This is a genomic window from Streptomyces sp. VNUA24, assembly GCF_029167005.1.
In the GTDB taxonomy this organism is placed as follows: domain Bacteria; phylum Actinomycetota; class Actinomycetes; order Streptomycetales; family Streptomycetaceae; genus Streptomyces; species Streptomyces scabiei.
Genome location: NZ_CP119143.1, coordinates 1,436,262 through 1,454,121, shown reverse-complemented (window position 1 = coordinate 1,454,121; position 17,860 = coordinate 1,436,262). Strand labels below are relative to the sequence as shown.

At 72.3% G+C, this 17,860-nt stretch carries 19 protein-coding genes; 14 read left to right on the top strand and 5 right to left on the bottom strand.

Annotated features, from left to right (window positions below):
* The first annotated feature begins 79 nt into the window (after positions 1-79).
* The 5 genes from PYR72_RS05880 to PYR72_RS05860 are packed head-to-tail and all read left to right on the top strand — an operon-like array spanning position 80 to position 4,213.
* On the top strand, positions 80-1,150 hold the full coding sequence (locus tag PYR72_RS05880) for an Ldh family oxidoreductase (protein ID WP_275454244.1): 1,071 nt from the start codon (positions 80-82) through the stop codon (positions 1,148-1,150).
* Positions 1,147-1,449 carry a putative quinol monooxygenase gene (locus PYR72_RS05875; RefSeq protein WP_275454243.1) on the top strand — a complete coding sequence of 101 codons (303 nt, stop codon included), beginning with the start codon at positions 1,147-1,149 and terminating at the stop codon, positions 1,447-1,449. Before PYR72_RS05880 ends, PYR72_RS05875 begins: the two co-directional genes overlap by 4 nt.
* Before the next feature lie 45 nt (positions 1,450-1,494).
* Complete coding sequence (locus PYR72_RS05870) at positions 1,495-1,929, top strand: cupin domain-containing protein (RefSeq protein ID WP_275454242.1); 435 nt, start codon at positions 1,495-1,497, stop codon at positions 1,927-1,929.
* Positions 1,926-3,314 carry an aldehyde dehydrogenase family protein gene (locus PYR72_RS05865; RefSeq protein ID WP_275454241.1) on the top strand — a complete coding sequence of 463 codons (1,389 nt, stop codon included), beginning with the start codon at positions 1,926-1,928 and terminating at the stop codon, positions 3,312-3,314. Before PYR72_RS05870 ends, PYR72_RS05865 begins: the two co-directional genes overlap by 4 nt.
* 44 nt (positions 3,315-3,358) lie before the next feature.
* Positions 3,359-4,213 carry a YwqG family protein gene (locus tag PYR72_RS05860; protein ID WP_275454240.1) on the top strand — a complete coding sequence of 285 codons (855 nt, stop codon included), beginning with the start codon at positions 3,359-3,361 and terminating at the stop codon, positions 4,211-4,213.
* Between the two features lie 16 nt (positions 4,214-4,229).
* Here PYR72_RS05860 and PYR72_RS05855 read toward each other — a convergent pair whose 3' ends face one another.
* Positions 4,230-4,922 carry a TetR/AcrR family transcriptional regulator gene (locus PYR72_RS05855; protein ID WP_275454239.1) on the bottom strand — a complete coding sequence of 231 codons (693 nt, stop codon included), beginning with the start codon at positions 4,920-4,922 and terminating at the stop codon, positions 4,230-4,232.
* Between the two features lie 53 nt (positions 4,923-4,975).
* Here PYR72_RS05855 and PYR72_RS05850 point away from each other — a divergent pair, with 53 nt between their 5' ends.
* The 9 genes from PYR72_RS05850 to PYR72_RS05810 all read left to right on the top strand — a co-directional run bounded on the left by PYR72_RS05850 (position 4,976) and on the right by PYR72_RS05810 (position 13,653).
* Positions 4,976-6,100, top strand: a complete 1,125-nt coding sequence (locus PYR72_RS05850) for an NAD(P)/FAD-dependent oxidoreductase (protein WP_275454238.1) — start codon at positions 4,976-4,978, stop codon at positions 6,098-6,100.
* Positions 6,101-6,233: 133 nt separating this feature from the next.
* Positions 6,234-7,352, top strand: a complete 1,119-nt coding sequence (locus tag PYR72_RS05845; protein WP_275454237.1) for a hypothetical protein — start codon at positions 6,234-6,236, stop codon at positions 7,350-7,352.
* Between the two features lie 224 nt (positions 7,353-7,576).
* A complete protein-coding gene (locus PYR72_RS05840; protein WP_275454236.1) occupies positions 7,577-7,918 on the top strand; it encodes a hypothetical protein in 342 nt (113 codons plus the stop codon).
* A gap of 229 nt (positions 7,919-8,147) precedes the next feature.
* Positions 8,148-8,735 (top strand): 3'-5' exonuclease, encoded by a 588-nt coding sequence (locus PYR72_RS05835; protein ID WP_275454235.1) that lies wholly within the window; start codon positions 8,148-8,150, stop codon positions 8,733-8,735.
* A 604-nt stretch (positions 8,736-9,339) separates the two neighbouring features.
* Positions 9,340-9,465, top strand: coding sequence for a hypothetical protein (locus tag PYR72_RS05830; protein ID WP_275454234.1), 126 nt, complete (start codon positions 9,340-9,342; stop codon positions 9,463-9,465).
* A 40-nt stretch (positions 9,466-9,505) separates the two neighbouring features.
* The gene (locus tag PYR72_RS05825; RefSeq protein ID WP_275454233.1) at positions 9,506-10,201 is read left to right on the top strand and encodes a response regulator transcription factor; all 696 of its coding nucleotides are present in this window, start codon (positions 9,506-9,508) and stop codon (positions 10,199-10,201) included.
* Positions 10,202-10,326: 125 nt separating this feature from the next.
* On the top strand, positions 10,327-11,100 hold the full coding sequence (locus PYR72_RS05820) for a class I SAM-dependent methyltransferase (RefSeq protein ID WP_275454232.1): 774 nt from the start codon (positions 10,327-10,329) through the stop codon (positions 11,098-11,100).
* 131 nt (positions 11,101-11,231) lie between these two features.
* Entirely contained in the window at positions 11,232-12,425 is a 1,194-nt protein-coding gene (locus PYR72_RS05815) for an alpha/beta hydrolase (protein ID WP_275454231.1), read from the top strand.
* Positions 12,412-13,653 (top strand): acyltransferase, encoded by a 1,242-nt coding sequence (locus PYR72_RS05810; protein WP_275454230.1) that lies wholly within the window; start codon positions 12,412-12,414, stop codon positions 13,651-13,653. Before PYR72_RS05815 ends, PYR72_RS05810 begins: the two co-directional genes overlap by 14 nt.
* 57 nt (positions 13,654-13,710) lie before the next feature.
* Here PYR72_RS05810 and PYR72_RS05805 read toward each other — a convergent pair whose 3' ends face one another.
* From PYR72_RS05805 to PYR72_RS05790, 4 genes are all read right to left on the bottom strand, one after another.
* The gene (locus PYR72_RS05805; protein ID WP_275454229.1) at positions 13,711-14,127 is read right to left on the bottom strand and encodes a hypothetical protein; all 417 of its coding nucleotides are present in this window, start codon (positions 14,125-14,127) and stop codon (positions 13,711-13,713) included.
* 140 nt (positions 14,128-14,267) lie between these two features.
* The gene (locus PYR72_RS05800; protein WP_275454228.1) at positions 14,268-14,474 is read right to left on the bottom strand and encodes a hypothetical protein; all 207 of its coding nucleotides are present in this window, start codon (positions 14,472-14,474) and stop codon (positions 14,268-14,270) included.
* 46 nt (positions 14,475-14,520) lie between these two features.
* A complete protein-coding gene (locus tag PYR72_RS05795; protein ID WP_275454227.1) occupies positions 14,521-16,224 on the bottom strand; it encodes a methyltransferase in 1,704 nt (567 codons plus the stop codon).
* Between the two features lie 153 nt (positions 16,225-16,377).
* Positions 16,378-17,646, bottom strand: a complete 1,269-nt coding sequence (locus PYR72_RS05790; protein ID WP_275454226.1) for a 4-hydroxybenzoate 3-monooxygenase — start codon at positions 17,644-17,646, stop codon at positions 16,378-16,380.
* Positions 17,647-17,860 lie beyond the last annotated feature (214 nt).

Below are 17,860 nucleotides of genomic sequence, written 5' to 3'. Positions count from 1 at the left end.
CGCGATTGCGGTGGCTTCTCCGGAGACAGTGCTGTATACAGGAATGAATACAGCACGACTCGATACGAGGGGCCGTCCCATGCCGCATACCGTCGGCTCCGCCGACCTGCTGGATTTCGCCGCCGCCACCGCCGAAGCCCACGGGGTTCCGGCCGAGGACGCGCGTCTGCTCGCGGACACCCTGGTGACCGCGGAGCTGTGGGGCCATCCGTCCCACGGGATGCTGCGCCTGCCCTGGTACCTCGACCGGCTGGCGAGCGGCGCGACCACCGCCGTCTCCGCTCCCGAGACCGTGACCGACAGCGGCGCCGTCCTGGTCGTGGACGGGCGCGACGGTCTCGGCCAGGTACTCGCCGGCCGTGCGGTGACATGGGGGGTGGAGCGCGCCCGCCGGCACGGGATCAGCGCCGTCGCGGTCCGGAACTCCGGTCACTTCGGTACGGCCGCGTACTTCACCCGCAAGGCCGCCGAACAGGGCTGCGTGGCACTGCTGGCCACCAACGCCAGCCCGGCGATGGCCCCTTGGGGAGGCCGGGAGAAGCGGGTCGGCACCAACCCGTGGTCGATCGCCGCACCGGGCGGCCGCCACGGCACGGTCGTGATGGACATCGCCAACACCGCCGTGGCGCGCGGCAAGATCTACCACGCCAGGGAACGCGGCGAGGCCATCCCGGACGGCTGGGCGGCGGACGCGGGCGGCGTGCCCACCACCGACCCGCGCCGCGCGATCGAGGGCCTGATCCTGCCGATGGCCGGCCACAAGGGCTACGCCATCTCCTTCATGTTCGACGTGCTGGCGGGCGTGCTGACCGGCAGTGCCTTCGGTACGGCTGTCGTCGGCCCGTACCAGCCCACCGGCCGCAGCGGTGTCGGCCACCTGCTGATCTGCGTCGACATCGCGGCGATGGCCGACCCGGCCGAGTTCGGCACCCGCATGGAGGCTCTGATCGAGGAGACCAAAGCCGTCCCCGCTGCCCCGGGCACGGCCGAGATCTTCGTCCCCGGCGAGCCGGAGGCCCGCACCGCCGAGCGCCTGCGCGGCGAGGGAATCACCCTCGCCGACGACACCTGGACCTCCCTCGGCCGTATCGCCGACGCCACCGCCGTCCCCCTGCCCACCCCCGTCCCTTCTCAGGAGCTGTCCGCATGATCGCGCTGACTGTGTCCCTCCAGGTCGTCCCCGGCTGCCGTGACGCCTTCCTCGCGGCCATCGAGGAGAACGCCGAACGTTCCTTCACCGACGAGCCGGGCTGCCGCTCCTTCGACGTCGTCTGCGACCTGCGGGACGACCACCACTTCGTCTTCCACGAGATCTACGACGACGAGGCCGCCGTCGAGGCCCACCGCGCCGCACCCCACTTCCGGGTCTGGCGGGAGGCCGCCGCGCAGTACGTCGTCCCCGGCAGCCAGGTGAACACGCTCTCGCGCCGCCTGTTCCACCACTCCTGACCTCCTGACCCCCTACCCCCCCGACCTCTCGATCGGAGCCGCCGCATGTGCACGGAGCCCACCCCGCCGAACCTGCTCATCCACCCCGACCGGGTCGAACGCTTCGACCGGGGCGGCGGAGTGACCACCCTTCCCTACGTCGGCAGGTGGAACTCCGAGACCGCGACCGTCACCACCGGCCAGACCGTGTTCCAGCCCGGCACCGGACTGCCCCTGCACAGTCACAACGTCGAGGAGTCGGTCCTGGTCCTCGACGGTGAGGCGACCGCCGAGATCGACGGCGCGTTCTTCGACCTGGAGGCCGGCCAGGCGACCTGGGTACCGGCGGGCGTCCCGCACCGGTTCCTCAACCGGGGAGAGGGCGTCATGCGGATCTACTGGGTCTACGGCGGCCGGGACGTCACCCGCACCATCACCGCCACCGGCGAGACCTTCGAGCACCTCTCCGCGCACGACAAGGGAGGGGCGCCCACCGTATGAGCGCCACCCTGCGCACGACGAACCCCGCCACGGGCCGGCCGATCGCCGAGTACGCCACCTGGGACGCGGCACGCATCGACGCGGCCGTGGAGCGCGGCCGGGCCGCCGCCCGCGCCTGGGCCCTCGTCCCCGTGTCCGAACGCGCCACACGCGTCGCGCACTTGGCGACCGTTCTACGCGAACACCGGGAGAAGCTGGCCCAGCTGGCCGTCACCGAGATGGGCAAGCCGGTCGTCGAGGCGGAGGCCGAGGTGAGCAAGTCCGCGCTGACCGCCGAGTACTACGCCGAGCACGGCCCCCGCATTCTCGCCGACGAACGCGTGGACATCGACGGAGCCGAAGCCTGGATCGCCCACGAACCGGCCGGTCTGATCCTGGCGGTCATGCCGTGGAACTTCCCCGTCTGGCAGGTCATGCGCTTCGCCGTCCCCTCCCTGATGGCGGGCAACGGGATCCTGCTCAAGCACGCCCCCAACGTCACCGGCAGCGCGCTCGCCCTGCAGCATCTCTTCGCCGACGCCGGCATTCCCGAGCATCTGGTGACCACACTGCTGATCGCCGAGGCGGACGTACCGGAGGCCACCGCCCGGCTCATCGAGGACGACCGGGTCGCCGCCGTCACCCTGACCGGGAGCAACCGGGCGGGCGCGGCCGTCGGATCGGCGGCAGGGCGCGCGGCGAAGAAGTCCGTACTGGAACTGGGTGGTTCGGACGCCTTCGTGGTCCTGGACGACGCCGATGCCGAAGCGGCGGCGGCGAGTGCGGTGAGGGCGCGTTTCACCAACTGCGGGCAGAGTTGCGTGTGCGCGAAGCGGTTCATCGTCGCCGCGCCGGTCGCGGACGCCTTCACCACCGCGTTCGTGGCGGCCGTGGAAGCCCTGCGGGTCGGCGACCCGCGCGAACGGGCCACCCAGGTCGGCCCGCTCGCCCGCGACGACCTCCGAGCGGCGATCCAGCGGCAGGTCGAGGAGTCCGTCGCCGCCGGTGCCCGCCTGCTGACGGGAGGCGAACCGCTCCCGGGCGACGGTTACTTCTACCGGCCGACCGTCCTGGCGGACACCGGCCCGGGCATGCCCGCCTTCGACGAGGAGACCTTCGGCCCCCTCGCCGCACTCACCGTCGCCCGGGACGAGGAGGACGCCGTACGGCTCGCGAACGCCACCGCCTACGGACTCGGGGTGAGCGTCTGGACGGCCGACCCCGGCCGCGGCGTCGCCCTCGCGCGCCGGATCACCAGCGGCGCGGCCTTCGTCAACGCGATCGTCGCCTCCGATCCACGCCTGCCCTTCGGCGGCACCAAGCGCAGCGGCTACGGCCGCGAACTGGCGGCGGCAGGCATCCGGGAGTTCACCACCACACGCACGTACTGGGTCGCCCGCGGCTGACCGCAGCACGGCGGACGGCCACGGGCGCGGCGATGATGTCTGCCATGACTGATGAGCAGTACTCCCGGCTCGCCGCCGAGCACCTTCCCGACGATCTCGCCGAGCGCTGGACAGCACTTCTGCGCCCGTGCGCCCGCCTGCGCCGAGCCGACACCGGCGAGCGGGTCGTGGCCGTCCTCGGCGGGACCCCGGAGCTTCCGGCCGGGGCCGGCTGGCCCGAGTGGCCCGGACGCGGGCCCCTGTCCTTCGTCGCGTCGGTGCGGTGCGCCGCACTGCCCCGAGAGGGACTGGCCGAGGAGTTCCCGAACGACGGAACCCTGCTCTTCTTCTGCTTCGACGGTCAGGTGGACGAGGAGGTCGTCGTGTCCGTCGACGACCCCGAGACCCTGGCTGGAGCCCAGGTGCGGTACATCCCGCAGAACACCCCGGTCGCACCCGCCGAGACGCCTTCGGCGCTGGAGGCGTACCCGCGCGTGGAACTCGCGGCGGACACCGAGCGCAGCGCTCCGGACATCTGGTTGCCGCAGGCCCGGCGAGCCCTGCTCGGCGACACCCGGCCCTGGCCGCACCCCCGCGACACCCCCGCCGAACTCAGAGCGTTCACCCGCGCCTTCGGGCGGCTGCGCACCCGGATCGACCACCGGATCGGCGGTCATGCCATGCCCGTGCAGGGCCCGGTGGAGTACGAGATCGCGCACGCCACGAGCGGAGGCGGGTACGCGTGGGGCGACGAACCGCTGGACCGGGAAGCCGAACGCTGGGTCCTGCTCGCACAGTTCGCCGGCGACAGTGAGGCGGGGATGACCTGGGGCGATGACGGCGCCCTCTACTGGCTCATCCGTCCAGAAGACCTGGCCGCCCGCCGCTTCGACCGGGCTCGGCTCACGGTGCAGGGCTAGGGAGCGCCGACGGGCTTCACCCGGTGTGCGGGGGGAGCTTGGCGGCCACGGCGTTGAGGACCCAGTCCAGGCCCGTCGCGAAGGACGTTCTGGCGTCCACGTCCGTGCCGTCGTGCACGGCCTTGGCCAGTGCCGGGAAACGGCCGGTGGCCAGCATCCTCGTCACGTGCGGGCCGTTGGCGCGCTGCCAGTCGTGCTTGGACAGGCCCGAGGCGCGTTCGGCCCGCAGGTTCGCGATCTCGCGCCTGATCGCGCCGATGACGTACGCGCTGACGGTCTCCACGGCACGCATCACGGTGTCGATGTCGGTGTGGCCGTCGAGGGCGGCCAGCGTGGTCTCCGTCACGGCGAGACCGTTCGGGCCGAGGGCCGGACGGCCACCCAACAGGTCGGCCAGCCACTCATGGCGCAGTGCGGCTTCGCGGGTGCGGTGGGCGAGCATGCTCAGCGCCTCCCGCCAGTCACCGGGACGCACCTCGGGGAGGATCTCGGCCTGGACCTCGTCCACCATGAGGTCGAACAGCTCCTCCTTGGTGGAGATGAACCCGTACAGCCGCATGGGGCCGGCGTCGAGGCGGGCGGCGACCTTGCGCAGCGACACCGCCTCCAGCCCGCCCTCGTCCGCCAGCGCGACGGCCGCGTCGACGATCCGCTGCCGGTCGAGCGGCACGGGGCGGGCGGGTCGCTCCGGTCGGTCCCACACAGTCATGGCCACATCGTACTGTTGCAAGACGATGTACCGAGTCAATACAGTGTATCGACATGAGACATCGCATCGCCGTGGTCGGCAGCGGCCCGGCCGGTCTGACCTTCGCCCGCGTCCTGCACCGCCACGGCCGTTCCGTCGCCCTCTTCGAACGCGACGCCGGACCGGACGCCCGACCGCCCGGCGGCACCCTGGACCTGCACGAAGGGCTGGGCCAACTCGCACTGGACAAGGCAGGATTGCTGCCGGAGTTCCAGACGCTGTCCCGTTCCGAGGGGCAGGCCATGCGCATCCTGGACCCGGCCGGGGCGACCCTGCGCGACTGGCGACCCCGTCCGGAGGACCGGGCCAATCCCGAGATCGACCGCGGACAGCTCCGCGACCTGCTGCTCGGCCCCCTCGACGTCCGCTGGGGCCGGGGCGTGACCGGCGTGGTGCCCGGGACCGGCGACGGCACGGTGGTCCACTTCGCGGACGGGCGCCACGAGACCTTCGACCTCGTGGTCGGCGCGGACGGCGCCCGGTCCCGGGTCCGCCCGGCCCTCTCGCCGGTGACGCCGCACTACACCGGTGTCACCTCGGTCGAGACCTCCCTGGACGACGTCGACACCCGCCACCCGGACCTCGCCCGGCTGATCGGGGACGGTTCCCTGGCGGTGTTCGGGGTGAACCGCGCTCTCGTCGCCCAGCGCAACAGCGGCGGACACGTCAAGGTGTACGCCCAGTTCCGTACGCCGCTGGACCGGTGCGCGGAACGGGACCAGGCCGACGCCGAAGCCACACGATCGAGCCTGCTGGCCCTGTTCGACGGCTGGGCCCCTCCCGTACTCGACCTCCTGCGGCACGGCACCGCATTCAGCAGCCGCCCCCTCCACGCCCTGCCCGTCTCCCACACCTGGACCCATGTCGCCGGGGTGACGCTCCTGGGCGACGCCGCCCATCTGATGCCCCCGCTGGGGGCGGGCGCGAACCTCGCCATGCTGGACGGCGCCGAACTCGCCGAGGCCATCGCGACCGCGTCCGGCCCCGGAGAACTGGACGAGGCCGTCCGCGACTTCGAGCAGCGGATGGGGGCCCGGGCCGCCCGATGGGCGGAGATCACGACGGCCGGTCTGGAACGCCTCGTGAGCCCGCACCCCGAGCAGGCCCTCGCCCTCTTCGACCAGCTTCAGCCAACCTGACCGCCGGCCCGACAGATCCTGCGTCGACGGCCGGACGACGCATTGACCCCCTGGCCCCCTCGCGGTTGCATGCTGGTGGTCCTCCGGTGGGGAGCCGGGGAGAAAAGTCGCGTCCAGCGATCAGGGGGAAGACATGAGAGAAACCGCGAAACGGGGCGCCACCCGGCGTGTGCGCGCCCTCTTAGGAGCCACGGCAGTGGTCTGCACGGTCATGACGGTGCTGCCCGGAGCCGCTTCGGCCGAGCCCAGGACCGTGCCGGGCGTCGCGAACGACGGCGGAGCCGGAGTCGAGCGGGTCAGTGTCGCGGCCGACGGCACCCAGGGCGACGGCGATTCCGCCGGTGCCACGATCACCGCGGACGGCCGGCGCATCGCCTTCTCGTCGTTCGCGAAGAACCTCACCTCCGACCCGTCCTCGGCGGAGCGGGTGTTCGTCCGTGACCGACGGACCGGCCTGAACAAGCAGATGACCACCATCACCTCTCCGATGCAGCGGCCGGTGATCAGCGGTGACGGGCAGTACGTCGCCCTGTGGGGCATGCTGTTCAGGGACACGAAGACCTTCCTGTCCCAGGTGAGTTCGGGAAGCACCATCGGCATCAACTGCCCCGGCCTCAGCTGCAGTCAGCCGTCGCTGAGCACGGACGGCCGCTCCATGGCCCACGTGGCCACCTTCAGCCGGCCGCCGACCCGGCAGCGCATCGAGGTACGGGACTGGCAGACCGACACCGCGCGGACCGTTGCCGAACTCGGCCACACCGTCTCGGCCCGGCCGTCCGTCAGCGGCGACGGCCGCTTCGTCGCCTACCAGGACGGCCGGGCGGAGGACGTCTTCGTGTGGGACCGGACCGACGACACCTCCTCCGGTCCGATCGAGGGCCCCGCCGAGGCGGCCACCCTGGTCCAGCTCAGCAAGGACGGGCGGAAGGTCGTCTACCTCTCGGGCTCCGACACCCACGTCCACGACGCAAGCTCCGGCACCGAGCAACTGGTGCCGAACGCGCGCGGCGTGGCCATCGATCCCACCGGCCGCTATCTGCTGTACGCGCCCCACGACACGAGCGGACCGTCGCTGGTGCTCCGTGACCTGGAGACGGGTTCCGACGAGGTCGTCTCGGCGCAGCCCGCCACGGCCGGGACCGACGCGGTCAGTTCCGGTGGGCGCGAGGTGGTCTTCCATTCCACGGCCGACGACATCGTGCCGGGAGACACCAACGGCAAGTCGGACGTCTTCCTGCGCCGCTTCTCCTAGGTCTTGAGTGAGTGTCAGGTCCATCATGCCTGTTCGCAGGCGCTTTTCGGTAGGACGCAGAGCACGCCCGCATTTTCTTGTGGCCGTGGGTACCGCGCGTCAGACTCGTCGTCATCCACTCTCCGGCCCCCGTGCCGGCAGCCGTTCCCGGCTGTCGGCGCGGTCGCCGTGCTGTCTCACCGTGTGACATGCACGGGCCGGGAGTGGCCGACGAGGGGGGATCCATGGATCAGGACATGGTCGTGCTGGCGAGGGTCAGGCTGCTGGGCGCCAACCGGCGGGTGGTGCGGGGCGCCGAAGGGTTGTGGATCTACCGTCTGCTGACCCAGGTCGAACCGGAGACGTACGGGTCGAAGCTCGCGTACGTCCTGGTGGAGGTCAGCGGTTCGCCTCTGCTGCGGGAGATGCCCGAGCGGCGGCTGGCCCTGTTGGAGGAAGCGGTGCGAGTGGCGAGCGCCCTCGACGGGGCGAACCCCTACCGGGCGAAGATGCTGGCGAGGGCCCTGGCGGCCAGACAGTGGGAACTGCAGGGCTCCCCGGCGGGGCATGGTGAACGGGTGTCATGACCCAAGGGGTCCGGGCGCCGTTCACCCGTCGTTGACCGGCGCGGGCGCAGGGGCGCGGACCGGGGCGTGGCGCGAGGACGGCGCCTGTCCGGCGGGTCGGGTTCGCCACTGAGCCTGGCCGGTCAGCAGCGCCGCCCCGGCCGAAGTCCTGTTCCGCTTCGCCGAGTCGGCCCGCCGCCGGGCGGAAAATGAGGTGCCGGAACCCGGAGCGCTTCCCTAACCTCGGCCCATGCGCCGGCAATCCTCCCTGCTCAACGTCATCGATCTGGAAGCCACGTGCTGGGACGGACAGCCGCCGCCCGGCTCCGTGAACGAGATCATCGAGATCGGTCTCACGGTCGTGGACGTGTCCGCCGGGCGCCGCGTCTCCCGGCATCGCCTCCTGGTCCGCCCCGTCCGGTCGACCGTGAGCGACTTCTGCACGGAACTGACCGGACTCACGCAGGCCGAGGTGGAACAGGGCGTCACCTTCGCCGAGGCCTGCCGGATCCTCGTCGAGGAGTACGAGGCCGGGGAGCGCCCCTGGGCGAGCTGGGGCGAGTACGACCGCCGGCAGTTCGCCCGGCAGAGTCAGGCCGACGCGGTGGCGTACCCGTTCGGCCATCCCACGGAGCGCACCCACACCAATGCCAAGGCCGTCTTCACCGAGGCGTACGGACTGCGCAGGAAACCCGGCATGGCCCACGCTCTCCAGATCGCCGGACTGCCGCTGGAGGGACGCCACCACCGCGGCGAGGACGACGCGTGGAACATCGCCGCACTCGTCCTCGACCTGGTGGGCCGTGGGGCATGGCCGGCCGGGACCACGGCCTTCTAGCGCGTAGCGGACTCTCCGCCCTCGTACCCGTCCTTCCGCCGAGCGGGCGACCATGATCGGCCCTGGACGGGTGGGCCCACCGTTCGGTGGGGGTCGGGCCCCCCGGGTGGCGGGGGTGCGCCGGACCTTCGCCGGATACTCCGGGCGCCCGATGCCCGACAGTCTGGACGCATGACCCAGAACGCAGACCGCGCGGTCACCGTGCCGCCGGGCACCACGGTGACCGCGCCCCCGGTAGGTGCCGTGCGTCAGCGATGACGGTGTACCTCGGCGAGGCCGAGGGAGCCCCGACCCCGGGCCGACTGGGCACCCACCCCGGCACTACGAAGCCGTAGGACGAGGTGGGACACGCGCCGCCGTGCTTCCCCCGGCACGTGCGCGCGCCGTCGTACCGGCTCCGAGGACGTCCTCGGAGCCGGTACGACGTTCTCTGTGCCCGAAGTGAGCCCCCTCCTCCACCATTCGGCCGGTGCGCCGGCGGTTCCGGGGCCCCGCTCCTGGCCGTTCGGCCGAGGCGACGCCGTTCCCCGGGGCGGCAGATTGGACCGCGCCGGGCCCCGCGACAGTGCGCGGGGCCGACACGGGCGCGGCGAGGGAGTCGGAGATGGCGAAGGCAGGATCGCGGGGCACGCGGACGAACCGGCACCTGGCGCGGGTCACCACGCTGGCCGTCGCCGTGCTGATCGGCACGCAGTGGCTCGCCTCGGTGACGGGCCACGGCGCCCTCTGACCACGACGGACCGGCGCGTACTCGGGAAAGCAGGGGTGGCATGACAGGCGGTACGGCAATTCGGGTGGTCGTCGTCGACGACCAGGACATGGTGCGATCGGGGTTCGCCGCGCTGCTGTCCGCGCAGAGCGACATCGACGTCGTGGGCGAGGCACCGAACGGCCGGGTCGGCGTCGACGTCAGCCGGCGCACGCACCCCGACGTCGTACTGATGGACATCCGGATGCCCGAGATGGACGGGCTGGAGGCCACCCGCCGGCTGCTGGACCCACCGCGCGGCGTGGTGCACCGGCCCCGGGTGCTCATGCTGACCACCTTCGACATCGACGACTACGTCTACGAGGCACTGCACGCGGGTGCCAGTGGCTTCCTGCTCAAGGACGCACCGGTCGCCGAACTCGTTCAGGCGGTACGCGTCATCGCCGCGGGGGACGCGCTGCTCGCACCCTCCGTCACCCGTCGCCTCATCGAGGACATGGCCCGGCGCCGCCCCGCCGCGCCCCGGGCCGCCCGGCTCCGTCTGAACGGTCTCACGCCCCGGGAGGCGGAGGTCCTGTCGCTGGTGGCCCAAGGGCTGTCGAACACCGAGATCGCGGCGCGCCTGGTGGTGGCCGAGCAGACCGTCAAGACGCACATGACCCGCCTCCTCGCCAAGCTCGGCGCGCGTGACCGGGCCCAACTCGTCGTGTTCGCCTACGAGTCGGGGCTCGTCGTGCCCGGGGAGCCCACCGCCTGACCGGTCGCGCGTCATACCCGGGGGTGACATGAGGTTTGGCACCTGGGTGTGATGTGCGACCCCCGGCCCTCGTTCCAGCATCACCGGGTCCCGATCAAGGAAACGGCTTCGCAGGAGCGTGCGGCATGAACCAGCCCATCGGCCACCCCACGAACGACGGCGGGCCCGTCGACGGGTCCGCGGAAGGACGGCCCCTCGCCGGGCGGACCATCGACCTCGACCACATCGGCCGCCTCTACCGCACGTTCGCCGAGGACCTCGACCGGGCCCGTGAACGTCAGCGCACCCTGCTCGCGCCGCCCCACTCGATGAAGGCCCAACTCGACGACATCGAGGCGGAGATCACGTATCTCCTGCTGCGCGAGGCACGGCCCGAGACGGTGGTGGAGATCGGCACCTTCCACGGCTGGTCCACCACCTGGATCCTGCGTGCCCTGCGCGACAACGGCACCGGACACCTGTACTCGTACGACATCGTCGACCACGTCGTACGGGAGGTCCCCGACAGCCTCTCCGCCGGCCGCTGGACCTTCACGCAGGGCGACGCGCGGGAGAACCTGGCGAAGATCCCCGCCGCCGGCGCCGACTTCCTGTTCATCGACGCCGCGCACTCCGCGAGCTTCGCCCGCTGGTACCTCGCCGAGCTGTTCCCGCTGCTGCGGGCCGGCATACCGGTCTGCGTCCACGACGTGTTCCACGGCCGCCGCGCGCTGCCGTTCACCGAGGGGGCGGTGGTCCTGCGCTGGCTCGCGGAACGGGACAACGTGCCCTTCACCGCGTCCCGGGCGCGCGCCCCCGAGATCCACGACCGCCTGAAGGACATCAAGCGCTCCCTCGCGCTGGCTCACCCCGTCCGGGAGAGCACCGACAATCCGATGATCTTCTTCACTCTGCGCTGAGGTCCCGCCAACCACCCCCTACCAGGGTGCTACGCGCAGGTTGGCTCCCCGGTGTGACGCCCACCGGCCACCCCGCTCCCTACCTTCCGCCCACCACCAGGACGTACGACGGGGAAGCGGGGAGACACACCATGAGGCGTTTCGGACGAGGGCTCGTCGCCTGCGCACTGGCGCTCGCGTCGGTCGCGGGGACGGCGGGCTGGGCGGCGGGCGACATCCAGACCGCCGTCACCGGCCCGCCCGCCGGCACGAAGGCGTGGACGGCCGACCGGATCCTCGGCAGACCACTGCCGGACCCCGCATCGGCCACACCCGACCAGGTCGCACGGTTCTTCGCCGGCCTGACGGCGGCCCGACGGACGGCGCTGGCCGAGCGACACCCCCTCGTCGTCGGCGGCCTCGACGGCGCCCCGCCCGACCTCCGGTACGCCGCCGACGTCCGCGCACTCACCACCGGACGCGACCGGGAACTGGCCCGCGCCGCGGACCCCGAGCAGCCCGACGGCGCCCGCCGCGAGGCCCGGGCGCGGGCGGCGACGTACGGCGAACTCCTGGCACCCGGGCGTCACATCCTCGCCCTCGACCTTCGGGGCCGTGGGCAGGTCGCCGAGGTGTACGGGGATCTGCGGACCGCGCGCCGCGTGGCGGTCGTCGTGCCCGGCTCCGACACGGACCTGACCTCGTACGACGCCGCGGCCAGCATGGCCCGCGACCTGCGCGCCGAGATGACCCGGCTCTCCCCGGCGGACCACCCCGCCGTGATTGTGTGGGTCGGCTACACCACCCCGGTCGGCGTCGGCTGGGACGCCGCCACCGGACACCTGGCCGAAGAGGGCGCTCCCCGGCTGCTCCGCTTCCTCGACGGACTGGCCGCGACCACCCACCCGGCCGCCCCGCCCGCGGTGTTCTGCCACAGCTACGGCTCCGTGCTGTGCGGCGCCGCCGCCCACCGGATGACCGGGCGGCAGGGGTCGGACCTCGTCGTCGTGGCATCGCCCGGCATGCGACTCGACCACGCGGGCCAGGTCCCGGTCGGGACACGGGCCCACCTGTGGGCGACGGCCCGGAACGCGACCGACTGGATCCACCGGGTTCCCCCTGTCGAACTGCTCGGCCTCGGCCACGGCGCGGATCCCGCCGACCCGGCCTTCGGGGCCCGAGTCGTCTCCTCCGACAGGGCCGAGGGCCACGCCGGCTACTTCGCCCCCGGCACCGCCTCCCTGACCAACTACGCCGCCATCGCCCTCGGCGACTACGGGGCCGTCACCTGCGCCCACCCGACCGCCGGCACCCCCACGAAGGACTGCCGCCATGGCCTTCGCTGACCTCTCCGTGCCCACCGTGCTCTCCGCGGCCGCCGCGCGTATCGAAGCGCGCACACCCGCCCACCGCGACCGAGCGCTCGACGGACTGCGCGCCCTCGCCCTGCTCGCCGTCCCCATGGGCCACTGGATGCTCGCGGGCCTCACCCTCGGCCCCGAGGGCGCGCTGCACAACGCGAGCCCGCTGACCGCGTTCGGCTTTCTCGCCCCGGTCAGCTGGGTGCTGCAGATGCTCGGCATCTTCTTCCTGGTCGGCGGTCGCGCCTCCACGCTGTCCCTGCGCCGCTCCGCCGAACGCGGAGTGCCGACGGGCGTCTGGCTGCGCGGGCGGCTGGCCCGTCTCGGCCGCCCCGTCCTGGGCGTCGCCGCGGTGTGGGCCGTCCTCCTGCCGGTGCTGTACACCGCCGGGGTGCCGGCCGCGACCCTGCGCACCGGGGCGGTGCTGGTCGTCCAGCCGCTCTGGTTCGTCGGCATCTACGTACTGGTGACAGCCCTGACACCGTGGTGCGTGCGCGCCGCGCGGACCTGGGGCGCGTGGACCGCCGTACCCCTGCTCGGCTCGGTCGCCGTCGTGGACCTGCTGCGCTACGGCCCCTGGGCGGACACCATGCCCTCCTGGCTGGGCCTGCTCAACCTCGGACCCGGCTGGCTGTTCGCGTACCAGCTGGGCGTCTGCTGGGGCGAGGGGAGGCTGGGGCGGCGCGGTGCCCGGCTGCTGCTGCTCGGCGGCGGCGCGCTGTTCGCCGTGCTGCTCCTCGCCTTCCACTACCCGGCGAGCATGGTGGGCGTGCCGGGCACGCAGCGCACCAACTCCCATCCGCCGTCCCTGCTCGTGCTCGCGCTGGCCTCCGTCCAGTGCGGTGCGGCGATCCTGCTGCGGAACCGGCTCGACGGCCTCCTGCGGCGCCGGCGCTCGCTGTGGGCGGCGGTCGTGACCGTCAACCTCTGCGCGATGACCATCTTCTGCTGGCACCAGACGGCCCTGCTCACCCTGGCGATCCCCGGCTCACTCCTCGGCAGCCCGATACCCGGACTCACCACACCCCCGGACAGCATCGCCTGGATCCTCGCCCGGCTCGCCTGGCTGCCCCTCATCGCCGCGGCGCTCATCGCCCTGGGCCGCCTCACCCACCGCTTCGAAGCACCCTGGACCGGCATCCGAGGGCCCCGCCGAGCGGCGGTCGCGGTACTGGCGGGAGCCTTCGCCTGCTATGCCCTGACGGTCGTCTGATCCGTCACGGCGATCACCGACGGCCGTGCGGAGCACGCGCGACGTCTCGGGGGGTGCCTACGATCGGGTGATCTCCTGCCGGAGCTGCTGGGTGAAGCGGCGCAGGAGGTCCAACGTCTCCCGGAACTCGGCGCGGCGGTCGTCCCGGCCCTCGGTGGGCCTGGTGCTACACACCCGGCGCGCGAGAGCATCGGCGAGAGCGACGGTGTCGTCGGCGCAGAGCAGGTAGAGGGCAGAGCGTGCTTCCTGCAGCTGGTTCGCCAACTCGTTGGCGCCCGGACCGTCGTCACCCAGGCGTGTTTCCTTCAGATGGTCCAGCAGTTGGACCACGGCCGTGTTGAAGCCGATCCCGGCTTTGAGTTTCTGCTCGCGGAGCCACATGCGGTCCTGCCGGCGCGCGGTGAACCACACACCGAACACCGCCCCCATGAGGCCGATGGCGGCCCCGATGGCCACGGACAGGATGTTCAGCACGGTCAGCTCCCCCCGACGTCCAGCGCCGCCAGGCTACAGAAGCCGCCGAGGGCGCCGGGCGCGCGGACGGACGCGCCCAGCCCCGAGGCGCCGGGCGCGTCGTCGTGTTCCGCCGGCGGTCGCGTCGGCGGTCGCGTCGGCTACGCCCGACCGTGGGCGGAGCCGCACTGCGCCTTCGCGCCCTTCACGGCGCAGACCGTGACGGTGATGGGGGTTCCTTTCGCGATGTTGCCGGTCTTGTGACCGGACAGGTACACCGCCGCGTGGCCGCGTGCGGTCGCCATGCGGTAGCCCTCTCCGCCGGACTGCGTCGCGGCCAGGCCCGCCACCGCGAACGCCGTACCCACGAACCGCTTGAAGCTCCGCCGTCGAGCCGGCGCCGGGGCTCCTGCGTCACACCGGAGCCGGATCCGCCCCGGCCTTCCTGACGTACAGCACATGGCCGTCCAGGGGCAGCGGTGTCCGGCCCACCAGAGTGAGGCCGGCGTCGGCGAACAGGTCGCCGTAGTGGCCGATCCGCCGCTCGCGCCCACCGACGTTGCACATCATGTGCAGGTCCCAGGCGATCGCCAGCGAGGCGGAGCCGTCGGACGGCAGTACGCGTTCGACGACGAGAAGATCGGCGTGATCGGGCATCGCACGGGCACAGTGGCGCAGGATCTCGCGGCAGCGCTCGTCGTCCCAGTCGTGCAGGACGCGGGACAGGAGATAGACGTCACCGCCCGCGGGCACGTCCGCGAAGTCGCCCGCCAGGAAGGCACATCGACCGCCCAGACCCGCCTGCTCCAGCCGGAGGCGAGCGGCCTCGACCGCGTGCGGACGCTCCAGCAGCACCCCGCTCAGCCGGGGGTGCGCGGCGAGGACACGGCCGAGCAACTCCCCGTTGCCTCCCGCCACATCGACCACCGTCGCCCCGGCGGGAGCCTCGGCGGCGACGGTGAGCGCCGGATGCGTGGGCACCGGGTCGAACATCGCCGCTCCGGCGGCCATGGACCCGTCGAAGAGTTCGGCGAGGTGGGGGTCGCGGGCGAAGTGGTCGAAGTGGTTCTCGCCGAAGAGATGCTCGAAGCCGACCTGGCCCGTGCGCACGGTGTGGCCGAGTGCGGCGAACGACTCGTAGAACGGGCCGCCGTACATCAGCGCCAGTGCTCGCATCGACCCCGGCGCGCCGGCCCGCAGCAGTGCGCCCACCTCAGTGAGACGGAAGCCGTCGCGGCCTTCCGTCACCGCGCCCAGCATCGCCAGATAGCGCAGCAGCGTCGCCAGGTTCCGCGGCCTCGCACCGACCTCCCGTGCCAGTTCCTCGACGCCGGTCCCGCGCTCGGTCCCCATCGCGTTGGGCACCCCGAGCTGGGCGAAGACGGCCAGCGCCTGGGTCGTCCACGCCCCGGTCAGCAGGCGCAGGAGCGTTTCGGCAGGCTGCCGGGCGCGGTGCTCGTCGAGATGCGCGGCGAGTACGTCCCGGTGGTCGCCGGGCACGTACAGCTCCACGCGCCGGTACCCGACCTTGGCCTCCGCGGCGGCGCCGAAGTAGAAGACGGTGCCGTTCTCGTGCGGGTTGTAGCCCCCGCCGTCCGGGGTCGCTCCGAAGCGCGCGAAGGTCGCGCACAGGCCGCGCAACACCAACGAGCTGGGCGAGGCGACGTCGAAGGCGACATGCGTCTCGTGCTCGTGTGCACGCTCATGCGCGGCGATCGCGTCGAGCCCCGATCCCGGTGCCACGGTCAGTGCGAAGACCTCGACCGTACGGCGATCACCGTCCGCGCCGAGCACCCCGGGGCGCAGGATGCCGACGTCCAGTTCGGCGGCCGGACGCCGATGCCGTACGGCCAGCCGCTCGCGTACGACCACACTCGGCCGCGGCGGAGCGACCGCGTCGAGGCCGCAGCCGGAGAGCAGGGCCCGCAACTCGGCCTCGTCCGAAGGGAAGACGAGCAGGGCGGCATGGGAGAAGCGGCAGTGCTCCACGAGCGTGCGCAGCTCCGGACCGTCCAGTCCCGGAAACAGCAGCGGAAGCAGGGTGGCGGTGTCCTGCTCCTTGACGAAGTCGACCGTCGCGAGCAGCCGTGACGAGTCGTCCGGCAACGTCGTGATCATGTTGGGGAACCTCATTCGGTACATGTCGGAAAAGGCAAGACGAAAGATCGGAAAGCGAGGCGAAAAATCGGAAAGGCGGGGCGGAAGACCGGAATGCAGGGCGAAGGCAGGGCGAAGGAAACGAGGGATGTGAGGGACGTGGGGGAGGGAGCCTCATACGCCCACGTAGTGCTCGGCGAACCAGTCCTGGTGGCTGCGCGAGGTCCGCAGCGAAGCGATGCGGGAACGCCGCAGGGAGTCGTGGAACAGTGACGTGCCGCACCCTGCCCCGAGCGCCCCGCCGTCCGCCGTGCTGCCGTCCGCCGTGCTGCCGTCCGGCCTGCTGTCCGCCGGGCGGTTCGTCCCGTGCAGCAACCGGATCATCCAGTGCGAGAACTCCTGGGCACGCCACAGGTACGCCAGGCACCGGGCGGAGTAGGCGTCGAGCCCGGCGGAATCGCCGTCGACGAGGTCGGAGACGAGAGCCTCGGCGAGGATCTCCGCCTCCAGGACCGCGAGATTGGCGCCCTTGGCCGCGGAGGGGCTGACGAGACCGGCGGCGTCGCCGGCCAGGAACAGCGAGCCGTGTCGCAGTGGTTCGAGCACGTCGGACTCCAGGTCGACGACGCTCCGCTGCACGACACGGCCACGGTTGAGCGGGCCGTACTCCCTCCCGCGCATGCGCAGTTCCAGCTCGTCCCAGATCCGCTCCTCGGACCAGGCGTCGGCCGGCGTCCCGCGTGCGCACTGCAGGTAGTAGCGCGTGACCTCGGGGGTCCGCGCCATGTGCCCGGCGAAGCCCCGCTCGTGCACCGCGTACCCGACGGCGTCCATGCTCGGCGGTGCCTCGGCGAGAAGCCCGAGCCAGGTCACGCCGTGGTCGCAGTGGTACCGGCGTACGGAATCGGCCGGCAGCGACCGCCGTGCCGCGCCGTGCCGCCCGTCGCACCCGGCCACGTACCGTCCCTGCCATCGGCCGGGCCGCCCGTCCGCGTCCCGTACGGCCACGGAGGGCCGATCGGTGTCGGCGTCCAGGACGGCGACCGCCTCGGTGCCGAAGTCGATTCGTCCGCCGGAGGCGACGAACCGTGTCAACAGGTCGGTGACCAGGAGCTGTTGGGGGTACACGGTGTGCCGCTCACCGCGTCCGAGCCCGCCGTAGTCCAGTCGGAACCGGCCGTCCGCGCTGCGGAACTCGCACACGCTGTGCGCCTGCCCGCGCTGCCGCAAGCCGTCCGCCAGCCCGTGCCGTTCCAGGATGCGCACGGTGTGGGCCGCCAGGAACCCGGCACGCGCCCGCGTCCGGACGTACGCCTGCTCGGCGCGCTCCAGGACGACACAGTCGACCCCGCTGTTCTGCAGAAGATTCCCGAGCACGAGCCCGGCCGGTCCGGCTCCGAGGATGATCACATCGGTCGCATTCCGGGTTTGTTTGTCTGTCACGAAAGGGGATGGTAGGTCCCATGAAGTGACTTACTTGACATAAATCACCTGAATGGGAAGGGCCGTAGCAGTGAGGTGGGGCGCGCGCCGTGAGGCGACGCGCCCTCCGGCCGGGCGCGCGCGGCCACGGGAGTACGTCGCGACCGCGCGGGCAGCGCTCGACGCCGGACCGGACGCCGAACTGGACGCCGGCGCGGACGAGTCGGGGCCGAGC